Origin of the sequence: uncultured Campylobacter sp. (assembly GCF_938030785.1) — a bacterium.
Lineage (GTDB): Bacteria > Campylobacterota > Campylobacteria > Campylobacterales > Campylobacteraceae > Campylobacter_B.
The window spans coordinates 1-21,636 of the sequence record NZ_CALHIK010000180.1 but is presented as its reverse complement, the minus strand read 5'-3'; the positions used below and the strand labels follow the sequence as shown (position 1 = coordinate 21,636).

Annotated in this window: 22 protein-coding genes; 5 read left to right on the top strand and 17 right to left on the bottom strand. The window is 50.0% G+C overall.

What is annotated here, in order from left to right; genetic code table 11:
- Positions 1 to 39 precede the first annotated feature (39 nt).
- The 8 genes from galE to gap form a co-directional block, all read right to left on the bottom strand.
- On the bottom strand, positions 40 to 1,029 hold the full coding sequence (gene galE / locus Q0438_RS10455) for a UDP-glucose 4-epimerase GalE (protein WP_299190691.1): 990 nt from the start codon (positions 1,027 to 1,029) through the stop codon (positions 40 to 42).
- Positions 1,030 to 1,081: 52 nt separating this feature from the next.
- Positions 1,082 to 1,936 (bottom strand): DNA ligase, encoded by an 855-nt coding sequence (locus Q0438_RS10450; RefSeq protein WP_299190689.1) that lies wholly within the window; start codon positions 1,934 to 1,936, stop codon positions 1,082 to 1,084.
- Entirely contained in the window at positions 1,926 to 3,335 is a 1,410-nt protein-coding gene (locus tag Q0438_RS10445) for a 3'-5' exonuclease (RefSeq protein ID WP_299190687.1), read from the bottom strand. Before Q0438_RS10445 ends, Q0438_RS10450 begins: the two co-directional genes overlap by 11 nt.
- Before the next feature lie 255 nt (positions 3,336 to 3,590).
- The gene (locus tag Q0438_RS10440) at positions 3,591 to 3,935 is read right to left on the bottom strand and encodes a hypothetical protein (RefSeq protein WP_299190686.1); all 345 of its coding nucleotides are present in this window, start codon (positions 3,933 to 3,935) and stop codon (positions 3,591 to 3,593) included.
- Between the two features lie 23 nt (positions 3,936 to 3,958).
- Positions 3,959 to 4,786: an enoyl-ACP reductase FabI gene (gene fabI / locus Q0438_RS10435; protein WP_299190684.1), complete on the bottom strand. Its 828-nt coding sequence runs from the start codon at positions 4,784 to 4,786 to the stop codon at positions 3,959 to 3,961.
- A gap of 182 nt (positions 4,787 to 4,968) precedes the next feature.
- Complete coding sequence (locus Q0438_RS10430; protein ID WP_299190683.1) at positions 4,969 to 5,667, bottom strand: triose-phosphate isomerase; 699 nt, start codon at positions 5,665 to 5,667, stop codon at positions 4,969 to 4,971.
- Entirely contained in the window at positions 5,664 to 6,866 is a 1,203-nt protein-coding gene (pgk, locus tag Q0438_RS10425; RefSeq protein ID WP_299190681.1) for a phosphoglycerate kinase, read from the bottom strand. The genes Q0438_RS10430 and pgk overlap by 4 nt, the downstream gene beginning before the upstream one ends.
- Positions 6,867 to 6,868: 2 nt before the next feature.
- Entirely contained in the window at positions 6,869 to 7,879 is a 1,011-nt protein-coding gene (gene gap, locus Q0438_RS10420) for a type I glyceraldehyde-3-phosphate dehydrogenase (RefSeq protein WP_299190679.1), read from the bottom strand.
- A gap of 138 nt (positions 7,880 to 8,017) precedes the next feature.
- On the opposite strand from gap, the gene Q0438_RS10415 reads away from it, so the two are divergent.
- Both Q0438_RS10415 and Q0438_RS10410 read left to right on the top strand, forming a co-directional pair.
- The gene (locus tag Q0438_RS10415) at positions 8,018 to 8,395 is read left to right on the top strand and encodes a hypothetical protein (RefSeq protein WP_299190677.1); all 378 of its coding nucleotides are present in this window, start codon (positions 8,018 to 8,020) and stop codon (positions 8,393 to 8,395) included.
- Positions 8,396 to 8,773: 378 nt separating this feature from the next.
- On the top strand, positions 8,774 to 9,217 hold the full coding sequence (locus Q0438_RS10410; protein ID WP_299190675.1) for a hypothetical protein: 444 nt from the start codon (positions 8,774 to 8,776) through the stop codon (positions 9,215 to 9,217).
- Positions 9,218 to 9,332: 115 nt separating this feature from the next.
- On the opposite strand, the gene Q0438_RS10405 is transcribed toward Q0438_RS10410, so the two are convergent.
- From Q0438_RS10405 to Q0438_RS10380, 6 genes are all read right to left on the bottom strand, one after another.
- On the bottom strand, positions 9,333 to 9,614 hold the full coding sequence (locus Q0438_RS10405) for a barstar family protein (protein ID WP_299190673.1): 282 nt from the start codon (positions 9,612 to 9,614) through the stop codon (positions 9,333 to 9,335).
- Entirely contained in the window at positions 9,611 to 10,354 is a 744-nt protein-coding gene (locus tag Q0438_RS10400; protein ID WP_299190671.1) for a ribonuclease domain-containing protein, read from the bottom strand. The genes Q0438_RS10405 and Q0438_RS10400 overlap by 4 nt, the downstream gene beginning before the upstream one ends.
- 2 nt (positions 10,355 to 10,356) lie before the next feature.
- Positions 10,357 to 10,920, bottom strand: coding sequence for a DedA family protein (locus Q0438_RS10395; protein ID WP_299190670.1), 564 nt, complete (start codon positions 10,918 to 10,920; stop codon positions 10,357 to 10,359).
- Positions 10,921 to 11,324: 404 nt separating this feature from the next.
- Positions 11,325 to 11,912, bottom strand: a complete 588-nt coding sequence (locus Q0438_RS10390) for a lipid-binding SYLF domain-containing protein (protein ID WP_299190668.1) — start codon at positions 11,910 to 11,912, stop codon at positions 11,325 to 11,327.
- Positions 11,913 to 11,922: 10 nt separating this feature from the next.
- Complete coding sequence (gene rny / locus Q0438_RS10385) at positions 11,923 to 13,476, bottom strand: ribonuclease Y (RefSeq protein ID WP_177386778.1); 1,554 nt, start codon at positions 13,474 to 13,476, stop codon at positions 11,923 to 11,925.
- Positions 13,409 to 14,026, bottom strand: a complete 618-nt coding sequence (locus tag Q0438_RS10380) for a 5-formyltetrahydrofolate cyclo-ligase (RefSeq protein ID WP_299190665.1) — start codon at positions 14,024 to 14,026, stop codon at positions 13,409 to 13,411. Before Q0438_RS10380 ends, rny begins: the two co-directional genes overlap by 68 nt.
- Positions 14,027 to 14,108: 82 nt before the next feature.
- On the opposite strand from Q0438_RS10380, the gene Q0438_RS10375 reads away from it, so the two are divergent.
- Both Q0438_RS10375 and ftsY read left to right on the top strand, forming a co-directional pair.
- On the top strand, positions 14,109 to 14,690 hold the full coding sequence (locus Q0438_RS10375; protein ID WP_299190664.1) for a TlpA disulfide reductase family protein: 582 nt from the start codon (positions 14,109 to 14,111) through the stop codon (positions 14,688 to 14,690).
- Positions 14,690 to 15,553, top strand: coding sequence for a signal recognition particle-docking protein FtsY (gene ftsY, locus Q0438_RS10370; RefSeq protein WP_299190662.1), 864 nt, complete (start codon positions 14,690 to 14,692; stop codon positions 15,551 to 15,553). Before Q0438_RS10375 ends, ftsY begins: the two co-directional genes overlap by 1 nt.
- A gap of 236 nt (positions 15,554 to 15,789) precedes the next feature.
- Here the strand turns inward: ftsY and Q0438_RS10365 are convergent, their stop codons facing one another.
- The 3 genes from Q0438_RS10365 to brnQ all read right to left on the bottom strand — a co-directional run bounded on the left by Q0438_RS10365 (position 15,790) and on the right by brnQ (position 19,273).
- Positions 15,790 to 16,230 (bottom strand): hypothetical protein, encoded by a 441-nt coding sequence (locus Q0438_RS10365; RefSeq protein ID WP_299190660.1) that lies wholly within the window; start codon positions 16,228 to 16,230, stop codon positions 15,790 to 15,792.
- A gap of 36 nt (positions 16,231 to 16,266) precedes the next feature.
- Positions 16,267 to 17,754 carry a hypothetical protein gene (locus tag Q0438_RS10360; protein ID WP_299190658.1) on the bottom strand — a complete coding sequence of 496 codons (1,488 nt, stop codon included), beginning with the start codon at positions 17,752 to 17,754 and terminating at the stop codon, positions 16,267 to 16,269.
- A gap of 187 nt (positions 17,755 to 17,941) precedes the next feature.
- Positions 17,942 to 19,273, bottom strand: coding sequence for a branched-chain amino acid transport system II carrier protein (brnQ, locus tag Q0438_RS10355; protein ID WP_299190656.1), 1,332 nt, complete (start codon positions 19,271 to 19,273; stop codon positions 17,942 to 17,944).
- Between the two features lie 199 nt (positions 19,274 to 19,472).
- Between brnQ and radA the strand changes: the two genes are divergently transcribed.
- Entirely contained in the window at positions 19,473 to 20,822 is a 1,350-nt protein-coding gene (radA, locus tag Q0438_RS10350; RefSeq protein WP_299190655.1) for a DNA repair protein RadA, read from the top strand.
- The last annotated feature ends 814 nt before the right edge of the window (positions 20,823 to 21,636 follow it).

Sequence of the window (21,636 nt, the reverse complement as noted above, 5' to 3'; positions counted from 1 at the left end):
TTTAAAAAGCCGCTCAAATTTAGCCTCGCAAAGCCGCGCTTAGAGCTTCTTTTCCCAATTAAGCGCGCTTAGGATGATCTCATCCAGGCTCTCGTGCTCGGGATGCCAAGAGGTTTTGGTGCGAATTTTATCCGCGTTTGAGATGAGGCAGGCAGGATCCCCCGCTCTGCGCGGAGCGATCTGCACTTTAAAATCCACGCCGCTTACTTTTTTAGCTTCATTGACGACTTCTTTTACGCTAAAGCCCGTGCCGTAGCCTACGTTAAATACTGCGCTATCGCCGCTTTGTAGATAATCAAGCACTGCCAGATGCGCGCTTGCGAGGTCCTCCACGTGGATGTAGTCGCGTATGCAGGTGCCGTCCTTGGTGTCGTAATCATCGCCGAAAATGCTCATCTTATCGCGCTTACCGACGATCGTTTGGGTCGCAACCTTGATAAGATGCGTCGCGTTCGGGTAGTTTTGCCCGATCGTGCCGTCGCTTGCGGCACCTGCGACGTTGAAGTAGCGCAAAATTCCATATTTAAAATTCGGATTTGCCGCCGCCGCGTCTTTTAGCACCCACTCAACCATCAGTTTGCTTCTGCCGTACGGATTGATCGGATTTTGCGGAGTTTCTTCGCTTACTTGCGGGATGTCGGGCTCGCCGTAGGTCGCTGCCGTGGAGCTAAAGATAAAGTCTTTCACGCCGTATTTGTTCGCAAGCGCGATCAAATTCATCGCGTTGGCGGTGTTATTTAGATAGTATTTTAGCGGATTTTGCGTGCTTTCAAAAACCTCGATAAACGCCGCAAAGTGAATGATCGCATCAAACTTCTCGCGCTTAAAAAGCTTCTCGATTGCGGGGGTGTTTTCTAGGCTTTCCTGCACGAACTCAAACTTGCCTATCTTGCGAAGCGCCTCGATCGCCCGCATCGAGCCCTTGCAAAGATTATCCAGTATGACGACATCGTGGCGATTCGCTTCTAAAAGCGCCTTTGCGACGTGGCTGCCGATGTATCCCGCGCCGCCGGTGATTAAAATTTTCATCTCTTCTCCTTCGGATTAAATTTATCAAAATACGCGATTATAGCCCCTTAGATTAAATCGCCGGTCGCACGCGCAAAAATACGGGGAAGCGCGGCTTTTTCTCGCGGGTTAAATTTTGGTATTGATAGGTGATGATCGTGCCCACCTTAGGCGGATTTGCCCGCATCTCGTCACTAAAGCCCGTGCCTACTTTAAATTTCGCTCCGCTACGTAGATCCACACAGCTAAGCGAGCCCATCTTGCCCTCGTTTTTGCCGTAGCCCGGGTTGATTTTTACGACCTTGCACTCGCTATCATGCGTCTTTTTGTATTTTAAAATTTTATCGCTGCGCCCGCTTTCATAAAGCGCGTTTGGATCGCGCAGCACGACGCCTTCGCCGCCTGCTGCGATGACGCGATCAAAATACGCCTGCACGTCGGCGTGCGTGCTTACCGGAGTTTGCTGCACGATGAGCAAATTTTGCGCGCCGCTTGAGGCGATAAAATTTCTTAAAATTTCCATCTTCGCGCTTAGGTTTTTCTGCTCCTTCGGCAGGTCGAATGCGTAAAATTTCACCCTGCTCCAGCGCTCATCGGGCACGTTAGAAGAGACGATCGAGACGAGCTGCTCAAACTCCCCGCGCGCCGTGTATAGCTCGCCGTCCACGAAAAACGGCGGAAAGCCCGCGCTCCAGCCCTCGGGGGCGTTTATGATCTTGCCGCGTCTGGAGCGCAGATTTTTGCCGTCCCAGATCGCGCGCACGCCGTCTAGCTTCTCGCTGATGACCCAGCCCGTGATATTCATGCCGGGGACGTACTCTTTAAGCAGCATCGGTTTAAATTTAGCCTCGTCCGCGACCGCGCCGCAGAGCAAAAACAGCGCGCAAAAAACCGCGCCTTTTAAAATTTTAAAAATTTTACTTCGCATATGCCGCTAGCTCCCTTTCTATAAAGTCGCAAAAAACGGGCGTATAGCTCATTTGCGCGCTCTCTTTTTGCAAAAATTCGCCCATCACCGCGATATAATTCAGATAGTCGTCCTTGGTGATCTTGCCGCGCAAAAGCTCGTATTTCAAAAACAGCCAGTAGGTGTTGAGCACGTCGGATCTGCAGTACTCGTCGATCTTGGCCTGCTCGCCTGCGTAATACAGCTGCAGGACCTGATCGCCGTGCACGTCGTATTTGCCGGGAAGGCCCACGCTAGCGCAGATATGATCAAGCTTGAGCCCGCGAACGGCGCCAAAATCGCTGATGTGATCGAGCAGATCCAGATGAAACCGCCCGTCGTAGCGGCTGCGGTAGTTCTCCCATTTGCTCTTGTTGTTATCGCGATCGTTCGTCTCAAAATACGCCGCGGCGCTTAGATCATAGCACATCGCGCGCGCCATAATCATCGGAAGATCGAACCCGCGCCCGTTGAAGCTCACGAGCCGCGGATTAAAATCCTCGATGAAGGCTAGGAATTTTGCGATTTTATCGCGCTCGCTCTCCCCCTCAAGCGTCGAGACGCGCAAAAATCTGCCGAATCCGTCCGCCATCACGGCGCTAATGCTAACGACGCGGTGGAAGCAGACGGGCAGGAACTCGCTGCCGGTTTTTTCTTTGAAAATATCCATCGCCCTAAGCGAGAGCAATTTGTGGTTTAAAATTTTGCTTTTATCCGCGTTAAAGATCGGCTGCTCGCCGTAAATTTTAAAATTTAGCGCGGGATCTTGCGCAGAATTTGAAGCGAGATTTTCGCTATTTGAGCTTTGGGATGCGAAGCTTTGAGGTGCAGAGCTTCCCGCCGCAAAGCTCTGAAGCGCAGGACTTCGGAGCGCGGAATTTTCTATCTCGGAGCCATGTGTCGCGGAGCTTTGAGGCGCAGTATCGTCGTAGGTTAAATTTAGCGATGCGGAATTTTTGGGCGCCGTATTTTGCGGCGCTAAATTTTGCCCTGTGGAATTCGATGCAGAATTTTGCTCGGAATTTAGTGCCTTGGAATTTTCCTTAAAATTCTGCACTATAAAATTTTGTCCAGCGGAATTTTCACTCGCGAAGCTTTGAGGCGCGACGTCTTGCTGCGTAAAATTTTGAGGCGCGGAATTTTTCTCGGAATTTTCAATTTTAGAATTCTGTTCCGCCAAATTTACAGCAAAATTTAAAGACGCGCTTTGCTTCCCGCTGTCGATCTTTTGCGAGAGCTGCGCGTCAAGAAGCTTTGCGAAACTTTTTTTATCGAAAGGTTCGAAACAGCCCGCGATCGCATCCTCATCCAGCACCCGCACCAGCGCCGCTACGTCTGGGATCGTCTCGCAATCGAATACGCAGATATAATCCTTTTTCATCAAGCTCCTTCCTGGCGGTTTTTGCCGCTTTTTTCAAAAACAGCTCTGAAATAATCCTCTATCTCCATGCCGTTTTTAGGTATGCTCGCTAGACCTAGCTCCTCGCTCATCCAAGGTTCTCATCGCCGCTTCCAATCTTAAAATTTTACGCTGCCGTATTTTCGCGGCAAAAGGGGCGTGCGCGGAGGCGGGCAAATTTCGCTACCGCTCGCCGCGACGCAATTACCGTGCGCAAAGGCGTGCCGGCCGTTAAATTTATCCTTGGATCAAGCGCCTAATGTCTGGCAAAATCTCGCCAGACGCCTCGCAAATCCTGCTTCGCAGCACGCTAAAATCGCCGCAGTAATCGCCCAGAAGCTGCAAAATATCGTCTCTGATAGCTTGCGAGCGCTCGCTCAGAAGCAGCTCCTGCAAAAGGGCGAAAATTTCGCTCTCATGCGCCAGCGTGCAGCCGTAGTAGGGATCAAGGTAATAATCTAGACACAACAAGAGCGAGGCTTTCTCGGCCTCATCATCACCTAGCAAAACGGCGGCGATGCCCTCTATGCCGCCCTCTGCTATCCGTCTATGACTATCGTCGTAAAAAACTGCGCGCGTCAAATTTTGCCTTTTTACGTGTCGTTTTACTCGGTCTTGGCTGCATCCCACGCGAAGATCGTCTTGCCCTCGGCGTCGGTCGCTACGTCGCCCATACCCATGATGTTGTAGCCGCAGTCGACGTAGTGCACCTCGCCGGTCACGCCGCTAGCTAGGTCGCTAAGCAGATACATCGCGCTATTGCCGACGTCATGCGTCGTGACGTTGCGTTTTAGCGGGCTGTTTACTTCGTTGTAGCGTAAAATCATCCTAAAGTCGCCTATTCCGCTTGCCGCAAGCGTTTTGATCGGGCCTGCGCTGATGGCGTTTACGCGGATACCGCGCGCGCCAAGATCGTGAGCGAGATAGCGCACTGAACTTTCAAGAGCCGCTTTTGCAACGCCCATTACGTTGTAGTGAGGTACAAATTTCGGCCCTCCGAGATAAGTTAGCGTGAGCACCGAGCCGCCCTCTTTTAGCACCGGCAGCACCGCGCGCGTGAGGCTTAGCAGCGAATACACGCTCGTGCCCATCGCGATATCAAAGGCCTCCTTGGTTGTATTTACAAACTCGCCCTCTAGCGCCTCTTTGGGCGCATAGGCCACTGCGTGCACGACGAAATCTATCTCGCCAAGGTCTGCTTTGATGTGATCCGCAAGGCCGTCTAGGTGGGCTTGGTTATTTACATCTAGCTCATAGACAAATTTACTCCCGAACTCCTCCGCGATCGGCTCTACGCGTTTTTTCAGCGCGTCGTTTAGGTAGGTAAACGCCATTTGTGCACCCTGTTCGTGACAAGCTTCGGCGATGCCGTAAGCGATAGATTTGGCGTTAGCGACGCCGACGATGAGGCCTTTTTTGCCTTTTAAAATCATTATTTCTCCTTTCTATTTTTGCTTGGCTTTTGACTTAAAATTCTATAAATTAAAATTTGCAAAATCTCGCGAAACGCCAAATTTAAAACCAAATTTGATAGCGGCAGTATCGCGAAGCTAGACTAGGCGGCTTAAAATTTTGCGACGGGAGTTACCATATTAGGTAATGACCGAGCAAAATTTTAAGACAACGAAGTATAGCGATGCGAGACAACGCGCATAAGCTCCAAAAACTTCGATGCGTCCCAGCTCGCCGTACCTACTAGCACCCCGTCACAGTTTGTGATCCTCACTATCCCACCGATATTTGCGGCATTTACGCTACCCCCGTAAAGTAGCGGCGCGCTCGTCTGCTCGCGGATGAAATTTAATATCTCCTCAATCTGCTCCGCGCTCGCGCTCCTGCCCGTGCCTATAGCCCAGATTGGCTCATAGGCGATTAGTAACCGCTCGTAGCCAAGCTCGATATTTTTTAGCTGCTCGGCCAAAAACTCTTTCGTACCGCCCGCTTCGTTCACGCTCAAATTTTCGCCGATGCAGTAAACGATCTGCCAACCAGCCTTTGCGGCGAAGTCAAATTTAGCGCGCAAAAGCTCCTCTCTCTCGCCGAGTTCGCGCCGTTCGGAGTGTCCGATCAGCACGCTTTTTATGCCAAACTCATCCATCATCGCCTTGCCGATCTCGCCGGTGTGAGCGCCGCTTTCGCACGGGTAGAAATTTTGCGCGCCGAGTTTAAATTTATGAGCTGTAAGATCAAACGCGCTAAAGGGCGGAAACACCGTCACGTCGTCGTTTGCGCTTAAATTTGCATCTAAAATTTCAGCATATTTTGCAAAGCTCGCTCTAGTGTGATTGCACTTTAAATTTGCTAAAAACCTCACTCCGCAGCCTTTCTAAGCGGCTTTATGCCAGGTAGCTCCTTGCCCTCGATGAGCTCTAAGCTCGCGCCGCCGCCAGTTGAGATAAATGTCATCTCGTCAGCATCTCCCGCGCGCTCGACGACGTCGGCCGTATCGCCGCCGCCCACGACCGTAGTCGCGTGTGTATCGATGATGGCGTGGCTCATTTTGATGCTGCCTTTGCTAAATTTATCCATCTCAAAAACACCCATCGGCCCGTTCCACCAGATGGTTTGCGCGTCGGCGATGACCTCTTTAAAGAGCCTAATCGACGCAGGCCCGATATCTAGCCCCATCCAGCCGCTTGGTATCTCTTGAGCCGGGACGAATTTCACGGCGCTTTCTGCCGAAAAGGTCTGAGCTGCGACGACGTCTACGGGCAGGTAAATTTTAACGCCAAGCTCCTTACCTTTTTGTAAAATTTGCCTTGCATCTTCGATGAGATCTTCTTCGAGTAGCGAGTTTCCGATATTTTCACCCATTGATTTTAAAAACGTAAACGCCATGCCGCCGCCGATTATCAGCTTATCCACGCGCGGAAGCAGGTTGTGCAGGGCTTGCAGCTTACCGCTTACCTTGCTGCCGCCCACGACCGCGACGAACGGACGCGCAGGGTGCTTGATGAGATTTTGAGCGAAATTTATCTCCTTTTGCAGCAAAAATCCCGCCGCCTTATGCTTCTCATCGTAAAATTTAGTGATCGCCTCGACCGAGCTGTGCGCCCTGTGGCAGACGCCAAACGCGTCGTTGATATAAAATTCGCCGTATTTAGCAAGCTCGCCGGCTAGCGCCTCATCGTTTTTGGTCTCGCCCTTTTCAAAGCGCAAATTTTCAAGAAGTAAAATTTCGCCAGGCTTCAATGCAGCGGCTTTAGTTTTGGCGTCCGCGCCGATGACGTCCTCGGCAAACACAACCTCGTGGCTCAGTAAAAGCGAGAGTCTCTTTGCGACGCCTCGCAGCGAAAATTTCTCCTCAAAGCCGTTTTTAGGGCGTCCCAGGTGGCTAGCCAAAACCACGCTGCAGCCGTTATCGAGGCAGTAGCGGATAGTAGGGATCGCCGCGCGAATTCGGCGATCGTCGGTAATGTTTAAAAACTCGTCCATCGGCACGTTAAAATCGCACCTGATGAATACTTTCGCGCCGTTAAGTCCCAGATCGTTGATCGATAAAATTTCACTCATTTTTAGCCCTTTACGGCGCGTAAGGCGAGATCTATAAGGCGGTGCGAGTAGCCCCATTCGTTGTCGTACCACGCAAAAATTTTAACCATATCGCCGCAGATCACCTGCGTAGTATCGCTAGCTACTATGCTGCTGTACGAGCTAGTGCAAAAGTCGCTGCTAACGCGCGAGTCGTCATCTACGAGCAAAATCCCCTTCATCGAGCCGTCCGCAGCTTCTCTAAACGCCGCGTTTATCTCCTCCGCGCTTGCGCTCTTACCCAAAATCGCCGTTAGATCGACCATCGAGACGTTAGCAACTGGCACGCGGACCGCTTGGCCGTGCATCTTGCCGTTTAGCTGCGGAAGAACCTTGGCTATAGCCTTTGCCGCGCCTGTCGTGGTCGGAGCGATATTTAGCGCCGCGGCGCGCGAACGGCGGAAGTCTTTGGCTTTGACATCGACTAAGCTCTGTCCGTGCGTATAGGCGTGGATCGTCGTCATAAGCGCCTTTTGGATGCCGAATTTTTCATCAAGTACCTTTGCCACGGGTGCTAGGCCGTTTGTGGTGCAGCTGGCGTTTGAGATGATAGCTTCGCCCGCGTACTTATCGTCGTTCACGCCGACTACAAAGGTCGGCGTATCGTCCTTCGCAGGGGCGCTCATAACAACTTTTTTTACGTCGCGAGCTAGATAGGGCTCGCATTTTTCTGTAGTTAAAAATTTACCCGTGCACTCCAAAACCACATCCACGCCGTAATCTGCATAATTTAGCTCATTTAGGTCGCGAGTCGAAAATACGCGGATCTTTTTGCCGTCCACCTCGATGTGTCCGTCGTCTATGATCCGCACATCGTGCTTAAACTCGCCGTGCACGCTGTCGTATTTGAGCAGATAGCGCGTCATATCGCGCGTAGCCGTGTCGTTGAATGCGACCAGCTCGACATCCTCGCCGGCGAAATTTCGCTCCAAGATGATGCGCGCCGCGCACCTACCGATCCTTCCAAAGCCATTAATTGCGATTTTTACTGCCATAAGGTTCTCCTTATTTGGGATGTTTTCAGCTGGAATTTTACTAAATTTGGGTTAATCTTTGATTAAATAAAAAGTCGCGAAATCTAGGATTTACTTTTTGGCTATATAATTCGCGAACTTTTTTTTAAAGGAGAAAAAATGAGACGAATTGTATTCTCGTCATTAGCGGCAATCGCGCTTTTAAGCGGATGCAACCAACCTAAGGCCGACACGGCTCCACAGCAAACGCAAGAGCCCGTAACGCACACGATCGTATTTCTGCTCGGAGAGACCGGAGATAAGCGCATCAGCCTTAGCTCGAACGATATGTTCGCAACGGGCGTGCTAACCGACGAAAAAGGTAAAAAGCATAATCTCAAGCGCGCTGCTTCCGCAAGCGGTATAATGCTTACGAACGCCGAAGGTATCGAGCTTCTTTTCAAACGCGGAGAGGGAGTGTATACGCCGGGCAAAGGCAAGAAGGATATTCCGGTAACCTACACCGAATATGAGCACAAAAACGGCGAAATGATGTAGCCGCGGCGGGGTTAAATTTGAGCGCCATGAAAAGCGAATTAAATTTAACCCCTCGTTTCTAATTTCGGCTTATTTATCCCTAGCAAAATTTAATTCTCGTTTCGACCTCTTTGATCTGCGATGAAATTCAACCTTCTGTTTTCGCTTCTTTCATCTACGCAAATTTAGCTTTTTTGTAAATTTAAGCTCTCGCTCGCCAAAAGCAAGCTCCGTGAGCTCGAAATCCTTAAATTTTAAAAAATATCCATTTGATCTGCGCTTTACCAGCGATTTTTTTGATCTTCAACCGAATTTCACTTCAAATTTGCTAAACTGCGCCGAAATTTTAGCAAGCCGGTGCAAATACGGCGTAAACAGATAATTTAGCGAGATTGCCGCATGGATAGCATTAAATTTTACCTAAACGATTACGAAATTGAGGGTGAAAGCTTTACCGAAGTCGTCGTTGCGATAAACGGCGAGCCTCTGCTCGAGCTAATTAGGCGGCGCGAGCAAAGCTTTGCCGCAAAGGACGGGCAGGCCAGCATCGCGGGAAGCTATGCTTATTTGAGCTTGATCGATTTTGAGGAGCTATTTTTGCGTGCTGCACTTGAGGCTGATTTGGCGCAAGATGAGCGGGACGTCGTGCTACTAGGCTGTCCGTGCGGGATCTGGAGCTGCTGGTATCTCGCGCTTAGGGTTAAATTTGAAGCAGATACGGTTAAATTTGCCGAGTTTAAAAACCTGCGCCGCAAAGATTGGCGGTATGGGCTTGAGTTTAAATTTGACCGCGTGAGCTTTGTGGACGAAATTTCGAAAATCGCCTCTTTTAATAAGCTCTGAAATTTAGATCTAAATTTAGGAAATTTTAACGGCGCGATCGAAACTGCGGCGAAATAAACTCGTCTTAGACTCGGTAAAATTTGGCTTTGAAGCCATAATAAGCTGTCGCGAGAGCTTATAGTATTAAAATTTTCGCCTTGCCACTTCGCAAAACCTCCAGCAAAATATCATAAAATTTGCCCAGCCTTAGCTTTAAAATTCCGCCCCTTTTGATGATCAAGCAGACCTGTCCGCTCCGCTCGCCAAGCGCGTCGTAGAGCGCATCTAAATTTGCGACGTATTTGGGCTCGAAATCCAGCGCTGCGGCAAACAGCGCGAAAATTTGATCTTTGCGTCTGATCTTTGCGCCGTCGACGATGATCTTTGCGGCGCTGCGCGTTTTAAAATTTAAACTCATTGCACGCGCTCGAAGCTTTCGTAATGATCGGCGGTGTAAAAGATCAGCCCGTCGTTTGAAAATATCAGCCGCTTCGCACCGCGCGCGCCGCCGCGATACTCGATATCGCACTCGCGCCAGATCCGCCCCTTTTTATCAGGCAATCTGCGCTCGAAATTGCCGAAGCGGTCGCCGCCGATGCTCTTGCCGCGCGCGTATCGCCACAGATCGCCGCCCTGCCAACCAAGCTCGCCCGCCTGCTTTTTCGTGATAAAATTTTGCGGCAAAGCGCCCGTACGGCGGATATGAGCGCTCACGCACTCCCTGCTTATGCAGGGCTCGTCTGAGGGCTGATTTTTAGAATTTACGGCGGGATTTTGCGAGTTTGAAGCTTCATAATCTGCGCTGTGCCGCGTGTGGACGTCCGCCTCGTCTTTAGAATCTGTCGCGCCGCGCTCGTTTGCTCGCGGATGAGATTTTAAATTTCTCGTATCTGCTCCGAGCCCTGCTCCGCCGTCTGCGTTTCTTGCGCCGCTCTTATCTTTTACGCCGGCGTCGCTTGCGGGATTTTCGTAGCTTGAAATTTCGCGATCGGTGCCGCGTTTAGGATCTTGCGCGCCGCTTTTACGAGAAGCGGCATCCAGGGTTTTGGAGGTAAAAACCCGCTCATCTTTAGCCGCGGAGCCGCGCGAATTGGAGATAAAATTTAGCGCCAAAAGAAGTGCTGCGAAAATTGCGAGCGGGATCAGCTTTTTTGCCACCGCTAGCCTCTTTTACGCGTGGCGAAGCGAAAATACGCGACGATTATCGCGGCGATTGCAGCCAAAATTAGCGGCGCGATCCACGGAGCTTCTTTTATCCGCTCGTAAAGCCCGCGCACGAAATCGCCCGCGTAGTAGCTCAGTAGCCCCACCACGAGTGCCCAAATGAGCGAGCTTACGGCATTGATGACGCTAAATTTTAAAAACGAATATTTTGTGATGCCGATCGCGATCGGTACGAGAGTTTTGAGGCCGTAGATAAATTTTTTGATTAAAATTATGCGGTCGCCGTATTTGCGAAACAAAATCTGCGCCAGAGCGAGGTTGCGGCGCTGTTTGCGCAGATAGGGCATAATCTCCTTTTTATTGTAGCGGCTTACTAAAAACAGCCCCGAATCGCCTATAAAGTTCGATATGCAGGCGATTACGATGCATAAGACGATATTGAGCTCGCCAGCCGAGCTTAGCACGCCCGCTGCCGCAAGCGCCAAAAATCCTCCGCCCAGCGAATACAAAAACAGTATCAGATACCCCCACGTATGGAGGTTTTCAAACATCGACTCCATCAAATCCTTTCATAAAATTCTATTAAATTTTAGGTTTTAAATTTCAAAATTTTGAGGCTTTTATGCGCCGAAATTCCGCTGCGACAAAATTTATTAGCATACGCTCTTTTGATTTTGCGGGCTTGTCGGCGGCAGCTAAATTTAAAGCTCTAAATTTAGGACGACCGAGCAAAATTTACGCTTTTTGATAGTTGCCGCATAAAGTTCTGCATGCGCGATTTCAAAGCTCGCGCGAGGCTAAATTTAGAAAAACGCTAAATTAAAATTTGCAAAGTTTCGCAAGCAAGCGGCGCTAAATTTCACAAACGTTTAAATTTCAGCTGCGATCGTCGGACTAAATTTCGGCTAAATTTGGACTAAATTTAACCGCTAAAGCGCCCGCGCACAGGCTATGTTCTTTGAAATCAATATCCGCCCTCCGCGCCGATTATACGCATCAAAAACGCGTAGCCGTCGCTGTTCGGATCAAAAGCGCGATCGCTTTTAGTCTCCAGCACCGAGCCGCCCAAGCTCACGCCAGCGAATAATCCGCCCTTGTTCGTAAAGACGTACATATCTTGATTTAGTACGTCCAGCGCGCCCGAGTCCGCGCTGTAATTGCCCGCGACCGCCGTCGCATCGCCCGAGAGCGTGATTTGGGATTTTCGCATCTTTTCGATCACGTCGTCATTCATCACGAAAATGACTAGGTAGTTATCCTCGTAACCGATCTGAAGTCCGATGCTGGCGCTACTGATCTCTGCGCCGCTTACGCTGCGCGCGCCGTCGTTATTGTAGACGATGATCCCCTCGCCGTACATTCCGCCTATGATGAAGCCCAGCTTTTTGACGCTAGGGAAGATCACGATCGCGCGGGCTTGCTGCGCTAGATATTTGTACTGCGAGTTTGTGCGCATTACCGACGAATAGGCGCTTGCGCTGTTGATGATGAGCTCATCATCGGCAAATGCCGCGTTAAAAAGCAAAAATAAAGTGATTATAAATTTTTTCATTTCATACTCCTTATTTGGCTATCTCGACCGCGCGAAGCTCGCGTATGACGTTAACTTTGATCTCGCCTGGGAATTGAACCTTATCTTGGATCTCAGAGGCGATCTCTTTGGCGACCAAAACTGCCTCGTCGTCGTTCATAAGCTTAGCGTTTGCGATGACGCGGATCTCCCGACCTGCGTTGATCGCATAGGCCTGCTTGACGCCCGTTTTACTCATCGCGATCGCTTCGATGTCGCTAACGCGCTTTAGATAGCTTTCTAGCACCTCTCGTCTGGCGCCCGGGCGCGCGGCACTTAGCGCGTCTGCGGCACAGACTGCGGCGCTTTCTACGCTGGTGGCCTCCTCGTGGCCGTGGTGGGCGTAGATCGCATTTATAACTACCGGATGCTCTTTATAACGGCGGCAAACTTCGGCGCCCAGATCTACGTGCGAGCCCTCGTATTCGTGAGTTAGCGCCTTGCCGATGTCGTGAAGCAGGCCCGCCCGCTTGGCTAGCTTTTGATCTCCGCCCGTTTCTGCGGCGATAATACCCGCAAGATGCGCGACCTCAAGGCTGTGCGCAAGGGCGTTTTGACCGTAGCTGGCGCGAAATTTAAGCTTACCGATAAGTTTTAAAATTTCGGGATGAATTTTACTAAGGCCTAGATCCATTACGATATTTTCGCCCTCTTCGGCGATGCTAGCTTCAAATTCGTCGCTTACTTTTTTGTAGATGTCCTCGATGCGCGCAGGCTGAATTCTGCCGTCCTCGATAAGAGTTTCGATGACGCGAACGGCGATGGCGCGGCGGTAGAGATTGTGCGAGCTTACGATGATAGCATTCGGAGTATCATCGATGATGACGTCCACGCCAAGAGTCATCTCAAGCGCCTTTATGTTACGCCCCTCCTTGCCGATGATACGGCCTTTGAGCTCGTCGTTTTTGATATTTACGACATTGATAAGCCGCTCTGCCGCAAACTCGCCCGCAAAGCGCGACGTAGCCTGCGCCAAAATATAATTCGCCTTTTTTCGCGCCTCTTTTTTGGCTTCCTCTTCATATTTTCGCACGATGTGAGCGATGTCGGTGCGGCTTTGCTCCTCGACCTTCTTAAGCACCTGCGCGCGCGCCTCATCCTGAGTAAAGCCCGCCACGCGCTCAAGCACCTTAAGCGCCTCGGAGAGCTTCTCTTCATAGCTTTTCTTTAAATTTGAGCCCTCTTCGTAGAGGAATTTCGCCTCTTTTTTGGCGCTTTCGAGCTCTTTTTTGCTATCTTTTAAAATTTCTTGCTCGGTTAGAAGCGCGCGCTCCTTTTTGCCGAGCTCGTCAAATTTAACGTTAAATTCCTTCTGTAGTTTGCTTGATTTGTCGTCGTATTTTTTCTTCGCTTCAAACTCGGCTTCCTGCACCGAAATTTTAGAATTTCGCAAGATGCCCTCGGCTTCAAATTCTATCGCTTTAGCTTTGGCTTTGGCTTGTTCGACGAAGAAATCGTAATTGGCGTTATTGATCTTTCTAGCTACTAAGTATCCTATGCCAGCGCCCACCGCAAGAGCGCACAAGGCGATTAAAATCTCTATCATACTTTCCTCTTTTTAGGTAATTTTGGCTCGGAGTTATGTAAAAATCGCCCTTTACGTCGTGATCAAGCGATAAAATTTCGCTGCAAAAGCAGTCTTTTATACTCACGAACGCGATTGCGGGCTTAAGCTTCAGACCTGAAAAAAACATATCGTAAAATCCTTTCCCATGTCCTATTCTAGCCATTGCGCCATCCACTCCGATAGCTGGAACCACGGCTAGATCGACCTTTTTAAAATACCCGTTTTGCGGAAGCGTCTGGCGCAATCCAAAGCGCGAAATTTTAAAAGGTAAACGCAATCTTACCATTTTTAAACTAATATCCACCATAAACGGGACGTAAAATTCGCAGCTTTTTGATAGCTTTTTTCTTAAAATCAAAACGTTCGGCTCGTAGCTCATCGGCAAAAATATTAAAATTTTACGAGCTTTTAAAAATTTCACTAGCCCCTCTATGCGCCTTAAAAGCAGATAATGCTCGCATCTAGCTGCGCGCGCGGCGTAAGATTTCAGGCGAGATTTACAGATTTTTCTAAATTCATTCTTTTGCATCGTTTGATCTTTCGAATAAAATATTAACGCTTATTTTAGCTATTTTTTGTATAATTTTGCGATAAAATTCTCAAGGTTTAGTATGAAATTTCGTTTTTTTCTAGCGCTTTTTACGGCTTTTTTGTTTCTTGCAGGTTGCGGAGATGATGAAGATAAAAAATCAAGCGATACCCCGACCGAGGCCAACGCCACGCAGCCGCAGTCCGAAACCGAAGCCGTAATCCAGGTCGATTATACCGCTCCTTTTACACTTCAGCTTAATAACGGAAAAATTTTAAATATGCAAAAGACGAAGCAGGGTTTTCGAATCGATAATAACTCCACCGTGACGCTATTTACGTTTTTTACGCCATGGTGCGACGCCTGTGCCGTGCAGGTAAGCGCACTAAATGCCGCCAAACAAGCCTACTCAGGCAAGCTTGACATAATCGGCGTGATGATCGGTGATGCAAATTTAGACGATGCAAAAAATTACGCAAGCGCGCACGAGGTAAATTACGCGATCGCTTACGGCGAGGCGAACGACTTTTTCATCAAGGCGCTAGGCGGCATAAACGAAGTGCCGTATATGGCGATCTACGACGAAAAGGGCGAGTTTAGCGCGCAGTATTTCGGGCTGATGCCGGAAGAAATTTTAATGACCGAATTGGAGAAAATTTTCTGATGTTCGAATTTTTTAAAAAGGGGCTTAGCAAGACCATAGGTGCGATGCTGGACGCGAAGGGCGAGGATAAAATTTCAAAAGAAATTCTAGAAGAGATGCTGCTTGAAGCCGACGTAGGCTACGAGCTCGTGGAGGAAATTTTAGAAAAACTGCCTGCAAAAAAGCTGGTCGCCAAAGATGATCTCAAGGACGTTTTAAAGAGCTATTTCGATTACGAGATTGCGCGAGCTGTGGATGAAAAGCCTTTCGTCGAGCTTATTTTAGGCGTAAACGGCGCAGGCAAGACCACCAGCATCGCAAAGCTTGCAAATTTATATAAAAATAGCGGCGAAAGCGTGATTTTAGGCGCATGCGATACCTTTCGCGCGGGCGCGGTCGAGCAGCTGCGCAGATGGGCGCAGATTCTAAATTTGCCGATCGTAGCGACCGCGCAGGGGCACGATCCCGCGGCCGTGGCGTTTGACACCGTAAGCTCGGCAAGCGCAAAAAACATCGATCGCGTCCTGATCGACACCGCGGGACGCCTGCAAAATCAGAAAAATTTAGCCACGGAGTTAGAGAAGATCGTGCGCATATGCGACCGCGCAAAAAGCGGCGCACCGCACCGCAAGATCATCGTGCTCGACGCCACTCAGGGCAATCACAGCGTCGCGCAAGCTAGGGCATTCAACGAGATTGTGAAGCTCGACGGCATCATCATCACGAAGCTCGACGGCACGCCCAAAGGCGGCGCACTTTTCGCCATAGCGCGCGAACTGCGGCTGCCGATACTTTTCGTCGGCGTGGGCGAGCGGATGGAGGATTTAGCGGAATTTAACTCGGATGAGTTCGTAGAGACGCTGGTGGATGGGATTTACGCCTAAGCCTCGCGCCTGCTTAAATTTACATATTCTCGCCGAACAAGCTTAAATTTTACGCGCCGAAATGCTCGGCAAATTTTGCCGCTTTATTATCTTAGAATAAATTTTACTTAGAATTTTACAATTTTCGTTTAGAATTTTGCAAAATTTTAGCTCACGCACCGCATAAAAACGCGCTCGCCCACGTCCATTCGCACCAAAATACGCAAAATCTCGCCGCCATCAGCAAAGCAGCGCGCTTATAAGAATTCCTCAATGATCTCAAGCTGTTTAAATTTTACGGTTATACTCTGTCCGCTCGCAAAGATAAAATCATACTCGCAAACGCCTCTAGGCTTTAGCGAAAATTGATGAACTATCAGATCGTTATTTTTAAAGCTCTTATCGTCCGTTTTGAAGCGGACGGCTAGGACGTTTTTGAAAACAAATTTAAAATTTCTATCTCGGTAGGGCGATAAAAATTTCATCGTCAGTCTATCTTCGTTTTTTAAAATGCCAAATTTAAATTCAGTCAAAACGGCGTCGTGAAGGGTTTCTTTCGTACTGAACAGATACCTTTTCGGATCCGAGACGAACTGCCTGATAGGCTTTGCTATTTCGTTTTCATTCTTGCGAAGCGACCTAAAATAGTCGTCAAAATACCAGATACCGTCCTTTCTTTTTATTTTCGCCGTGATCATCCGTCCGTCCATTTGCGCGTTTTTCTTAAATTTTACTCACGTACACTGCATAAAAAACGCGCTCACCCGCGTCCGCTCGCACCAAAACACATATAAAATCCCGCCGCTGCCGAAATATACCTCGCCGCCTTGCTCGCAGCTTGGAAGCTCGCTGTCAAGCTGCATCAAAAACTCCATCTTTTCGCCGCATATAGGGCACGTCGGCACCGAGGCGCCCTGTATCCACGAGGGCTCGCCGCCGATGCGCGCAAGATTTTGTCTGCTGTTTGACATCCCCCAGTCCTGAGCCGCCCAGCGCGCCGGCGTGGGCGTAAGTGTTACTTCGCACTCCTTTATCGGTTCGTCCTGCACGTATTCGACCTGCGTCCTTTCGCCGATACGCCGCGGCATACCCTGCGCGTCGTGCTCGTAAAAGACTATCTCCCCTTCGTTTACCTCTCTAACGTGAGCGGCGAGGGTTAGGCGAGACAGCGAGCGCACGGGCAAGTCGCGGGGCAGCGGATCAAGCGTGATGATATGAAAAAGCGGATTTTGCGCATCGCCGTCCGCCTCATCCAAAACCCCGCCGAGCTTATAGCCTGCCTTGCCGCCCTCAAACCGCCAGGTCGGATGGTGTTTCGCCAGATGCGGCGCATAGGGTGCGCCGAAATAGCCGCGCGGAAAGATTATGTGATACACGCGCTGCCCGCAGTATCTTTTGAGCCTGGTTTTCTCGCCGCCAAAGCAAATTTCATCGTTCGACGCTTTTTGTGATTTATCGGAGTCGGCTTCGTCTGCGCCAAATTTAACCCGCTCAAAAGTAAATCCGACGGCCTCCAGCCAATAGCCAATATATTCAAGCAGGTCGCACGGACGGTCGAAGAAGTCCTCTGCAAGCGCGAACTCGCAGGCAAATTTTATATTTTGCGGATCGCGGGTTTGCAGCAAGCAGCTAAAAATTTTTTGTTTGTCATCTTTGCTCGTCTGCGGATCCGCAAGCTTCTCGCGCCAGATTTGCGAGCTCTCGTAACTAAGCCCGCGCCACGGATACTCCGCGTAATACGCGCTCTCATTCGGCTGCAATTTAAAAAGCTCACCCAGATACGGGTGCAAAAACGGCGCAAACTCGAGGCTCGCCGGGGCGATGACCTCTTCGGCGTTTTTCCAGCGCGCGCTCTTTTCATCTCTGCCGCGTTGCCGCGCATTTTTGCCTGCGCTTTCGTCCGCCCGCGCCAAGCGTGCATTATCTCCCGTCTGCGCCGCGCTTTCATTCTGCTTCGTTTCGCGCTCCTCTGCCGCCTCTTCGCGCAAAATTTCAACCGCCGTAGCGATCAGAGCTTTAAAATCCTCCTCGCCTACGTAGCCCAGAGCGTCCTTTAGCAGCGTGCCGCCCTCTTGCCGCCCGCACAGCAGGCTATCCGCTAGCGCAAAATACGCCGTCTCGTTACCTTGCAGCTGCCAAAACCGCTCGTATAAATTAGGTATGCTAAAGCCGTCGCGTTCGAAATCTCGCGCCAGATTTAGCGCCTCATCCCGTTTATCCATCTTATTTCCTTTTGCGATTTTATTTTGATAATTCTAGCGTAAATTTAGGTTAAAATTTTGAAGGCGACTTATTTTATATGTCAAAATTCCGGCAAAAATATGAGAGATTAAATTCGGTGGTAAATTAAAATTTAAAAGTGTGCCGAGCCCCGTAGAGCCCGGCTAAATTTTAGAATAGCTCTTAAATTTAAAAGCTATCGTCTCTTTTTTCAAAGATCAGATGCAGCACGTAGGTCACGGCAAAAGTCAAGGTGCTAGGCACGATCCAGCCGAGCATCGAATCATAAAACGGCATCATCTTCACAAACGACGTCACAAGCGGCACCGAAATCCCCAAAATATCAAGTCCGTTTATGACGCCCTCGACGACGCAGACATAGACGCAGGCGCGGTAAATCAGCTTGCTCGAATCGATCCACGGATTAATCAGCGAGAGGATTATCAGCATGATCGAGATCGGATAGATGGCGACGAGCACGGGGATGGAGCCTTTGATGATGGTCGTAAGGCCGAAATTTGCGACTCCAAAGCCGATCACGCACCAAGCGATCGCCCAGGTTTTATATTTGATCTTGCCCTTCGTAAGCTCTTCGAAGTATTCGCTAGCCGAGCTTATAAGCCCTAACGTCGTGGTGATGCAGGCTAGAAAAAACGCACTGCCTAGGATCACGACGCCAACTCTTCCGAAATAATGATCGCTTACTCGCGACAAAAGCTCCGCTCCGTTGATATTCGGCGTATCTTTAAAAAGCTCTGCGGAGGTCGCGCCCAGATAGCCCAGCATAAAATATATCGTCATCAGTATGACGCCCGACATCATTCCTGCTTTTATCGTGGAGGTTACAAGGTGTTTTTCGTCGCTAACGCCGGTTGCTTTAATGGCGTTAATTACGATGATTCCAAATGCCAGCGACGCAAGCGCGTCCATCGTCTGATAGCCCTCTACGAAGCCCTTTGCTGCGGCGTGATCGACATACTCTCCGCTAGGAGCGACGAAACCTCCGATCGGAAATAAAAATCCCGCGCCGAAAAGCAGCAAAATAAGCGCCAAAAGTATCGGCGTGAGGTATTTTCCTAGCAGATCGACGAGCTTTGAAGGGTTCATACAGATGTAATAGTTCAGCGCAAAATATGCCGCAGAATAAACAAATAGCCAAATTTGAAGACGCTCTTCTGCAATAAAAGGCTTAATCGCGATGTCAAAAGGCATATTTGCCGCGCGCGGTATCGCAAAAAGCGGCCCGATCGTAAGATATAAAAGCGCGGTAAAAACGATCGCAAACACCGGATCTATGCGGCGCACCAGGCTCTGAAGTCCCTTTGCGCGCGCAATGCCTGCGACGCCGAGCACTGGCAGAAGCACCGCCGTAGCGCAAAAAAACATTATCGCGATATAAAAATTTTGCCCCGACTCCCTGCCAAGACCCGGCGGAAAAATAAAATTTCCCGCACCGAAAAACATCGCAAATAGCGTAAGCGATATCGTCAAAAACTGGCTTCTACTAAGCTTACCCTTCATCTTAAACCTTCTTTAAATAAAGTAAAGTTTGTATTATAGTTATAAATGTTTAAAACATATTTAAATTTAGCCGCAAATCCTTTGTTCCGTGATTTTTGATTCCGCAAACAGCACGCGGGGCGGCTAAAATTTTAAAAATTTTAAGTATAATTTCGCGAAATTCAAGGCTAAATTTAGACAAAATGAGCGAGGGATAAAGATGGCGAAGATTAAAACCACGATTTTTGAGTGTCAGCACTGCGGCAATCAGCAAAGCAGATGGCTCGGCAGATGCCCCGACTGCGGCGCATTCGATAGCTTCGTCGAGCTTAAGCCCGCTCAGATTAAGGCGCTAAAAGAGATCGAGGGCGAGCTTGCCCGCACCTCGTCCGCAAGCGCCAAAGCGATCAGCGAGATAGAAATCGAACAAATTTCGCGCATCGACACCAAGGATAGCGAGCTAAATTTAGTCCTCGGAGGCGGCGTCGTGGAGGGCTCGCTCGTGCTAATCGGCGGCAGCCCCGGTATCGGAAAATCCACGCTGCTGCTTAAGATCGCGGCGAATTTAGCAAGCGACGACCGCGCCGTGCTTTACGTAAGCGGCGAAGAGAGCGCCAGCCAGATCAAAATGCGTGCGCAGCGGCTGGGCGCGATAAGCGAGCAGCTGTTTTTGCTCACCGAGATCAATCTGAGCGCCGTGCTTGAAGAGGTGGAGCGCAGGGATTATAAGTTTATCGTCATCGACAGCATCCAGACGCTTTTTAGCGACAAAGCCCCCTCTGCGCCTGGCTCGATCACGCAGGTGCGCGAGATCACGTTCGAGCTGATGCGACTTGCCAAAGCGCGCGGGATTTCGATCTTCATCATCGGCCATATCACCAAAGAGGGCTCGATCGCGGGCCCGCGCATATTAGAGCATATGGTGGACGTGGTGCTGTATTTCGAGGGCGATGCGAGCAAACAGCTTAGAATTTTACGCGGTTTTAAAAACCGCTTCGGGGCTACGAGCGAGGTGGGGATTTTTGAGATGGGGCCGCACGGGCTCGTCAGCGCCAAGGACGTCGCGAGTAAATTTTTCACGCGCGGCAAGGCGGTAAGCGGCTCGGCGATTACGATCACGATGGAGGGCACGCGCGCGCTCGTCGTGGAGATCCAAGCACTCGTGTGCGAGAGCGGCTACCCGAAGCGCAGCGCCACGGGCTTTGATAAAAACCGCCTCGATATGCTTCTGGCGCTACTTGATCGCAAGCTTGAGATCGGGCTTGGCGGATACGACGTCTTCGTAAACGTAAGCGGCGGCGTAAAAATCACCGAAACAGCGTGCGATCTTGCCGTCGTCGCGGCGATCGTAAGCAGCTTCAAAAACCGCCCGATCAGCAAAGAGAGCGTCTTCATCGGCGAGGTGAGCCTAAACGGCGAGATCAGGGAGATCTTCAACCTCGATACGCGCCTGAAAGAAGCCGCGATGCAGAAATTTAAAAACGCGATCGTCCCGATGAAGCCGCAAAACACGCAGGGGCTTAAAATTTTTCACGCCACCGAGATCACGCAAATTTTAGATTGGATGTGAGACGGTGCGCTTCTTGGCTTCGGCTTGGCAGAGGTGCGAGCAAGCGAAAATGGACTTTGAGCAGCAAGGGACGCGTTGCTTTTACATGGGCGCGGCGAAGGGCGCAAATACGCCGCTTTTTGCATGGCTCACAAGCAAGCGCAAATGGGCTTGATCGCTAAGGCGCGATTTTTGGAATTTCACGTATCGTAGCGGCTCAAAAATTCGTTTGAGCTTTAAAACGGCTCGGCGACGGTGCGGTTAAAATTTAATCATTTGCGCCGCATCCCAGGCCAATACAAGGCAAGCGCTTTGCGGCGCAAATTTTAAAATTTTGCCGCAATGCGGCGCAAAGCCAAGCTCGGTAGGTCCTTGCGTCGCACAAAATTCTATCGCGGCGCGCAGTACGTATCGCATGGGGCTAAGAGCCGATAAAATTTTAGCGGCGCCAAGCTCTCATGCGCGGGTGCGGATACCACAAGCAAAGTATCGCGCGCCGAGCCGAATGAGCGCTGCTGCGACACGCTGCAACCTAGGGGGCTTGCTAACGAGACGCTACGCAAGCCAAAGCGCGCAAGTCCGCCTCACGTAGCCAAAAGACAAAGCCTACAAGGCGGCAAGATAGCAACGCAGCGAGAGCGCGATGAAATTTTAACGCAGGCCGCATAAGCCGTCGGCAAAGCCTAATTCTACGGACAGGTTCCGCGGATAAAATTTCGCAAATTTAGAGTGGATAAAATTTCATAAATTTAAACGGAGAGGTGCGTATGAGCCCAGGCATAATCGTCAAATTCGTCATTTTGTTTTTCATCAAAGCCCGCAGCTTAAACATCAA

Coding starts and splice junctions, on each gene's coding strand:
- Q0438_RS10365 (WP_299190660.1), bottom strand. CDS start 16,230: ATGATCACGGCGAAAATAAAAAGAAAGGACGGTATCTGGTATTTTGAC.
- Q0438_RS10390 (WP_299190668.1), bottom strand. CDS start 11,912: ATGAAAAAATTTATAATCACTTTATTTTTGCTTTTTAACGCGGCATTT.
- Q0438_RS10415 (WP_299190677.1), top strand. CDS start 8,018: ATGAGACGAATTGTATTCTCGTCATTAGCGGCAATCGCGCTTTTAAGC.
- Q0438_RS10450 (WP_299190689.1), bottom strand. CDS start 1,936: ATGCGAAGTAAAATTTTTAAAATTTTAAAAGGCGCGGTTTTTTGCGCG.
- gap (WP_299190679.1), bottom strand. CDS start 7,879: ATGGCAGTAAAAATCGCAATTAATGGCTTTGGAAGGATCGGTAGGTGC.
- radA (WP_299190655.1), top strand. CDS start 19,473: ATGGCGAAGATTAAAACCACGATTTTTGAGTGTCAGCACTGCGGCAAT.
- fabI (WP_299190684.1), bottom strand. CDS start 4,786: ATGATTTTAAAAGGCAAAAAAGGCCTCATCGTCGGCGTCGCTAACGCC.
- Q0438_RS10395 (WP_299190670.1), bottom strand. CDS start 10,920: ATGGAGTCGATGTTTGAAAACCTCCATACGTGGGGGTATCTGATACTG.
- Q0438_RS10445 (WP_299190687.1), bottom strand. CDS start 3,335: ATGAAAAAGGATTATATCTGCGTATTCGATTGCGAGACGATCCCAGAC.
- Q0438_RS10375 (WP_299190664.1), top strand. CDS start 14,109: ATGAAATTTCGTTTTTTTCTAGCGCTTTTTACGGCTTTTTTGTTTCTT.
- Q0438_RS10360 (WP_299190658.1), bottom strand. CDS start 17,754: ATGGATAAACGGGATGAGGCGCTAAATCTGGCGCGAGATTTCGAACGC.
- brnQ (WP_299190656.1), bottom strand. CDS start 19,273: ATGAAGGGTAAGCTTAGTAGAAGCCAGTTTTTGACGATATCGCTTACG.
- galE (WP_299190691.1), bottom strand. CDS start 1,029: ATGAAAATTTTAATCACCGGCGGCGCGGGATACATCGGCAGCCACGTC.
- Q0438_RS10405 (WP_299190673.1), bottom strand. CDS start 9,614: ATGAGTTTAAATTTTAAAACGCGCAGCGCCGCAAAGATCATCGTCGAC.
- rny (WP_177386778.1), bottom strand. CDS start 13,476: ATGATAGAGATTTTAATCGCCTTGTGCGCTCTTGCGGTGGGCGCTGGC.
- ftsY (WP_299190662.1), top strand. CDS start 14,690: ATGTTCGAATTTTTTAAAAAGGGGCTTAGCAAGACCATAGGTGCGATG.
- Q0438_RS10380 (WP_299190665.1), bottom strand. CDS start 14,026: ATGCAAAAGAATGAATTTAGAAAAATCTGTAAATCTCGCCTGAAATCT.
- Q0438_RS10410 (WP_299190675.1), top strand. CDS start 8,774: ATGGATAGCATTAAATTTTACCTAAACGATTACGAAATTGAGGGTGAA.
- pgk (WP_299190681.1), bottom strand. CDS start 6,866: ATGAGTGAAATTTTATCGATCAACGATCTGGGACTTAACGGCGCGAAA.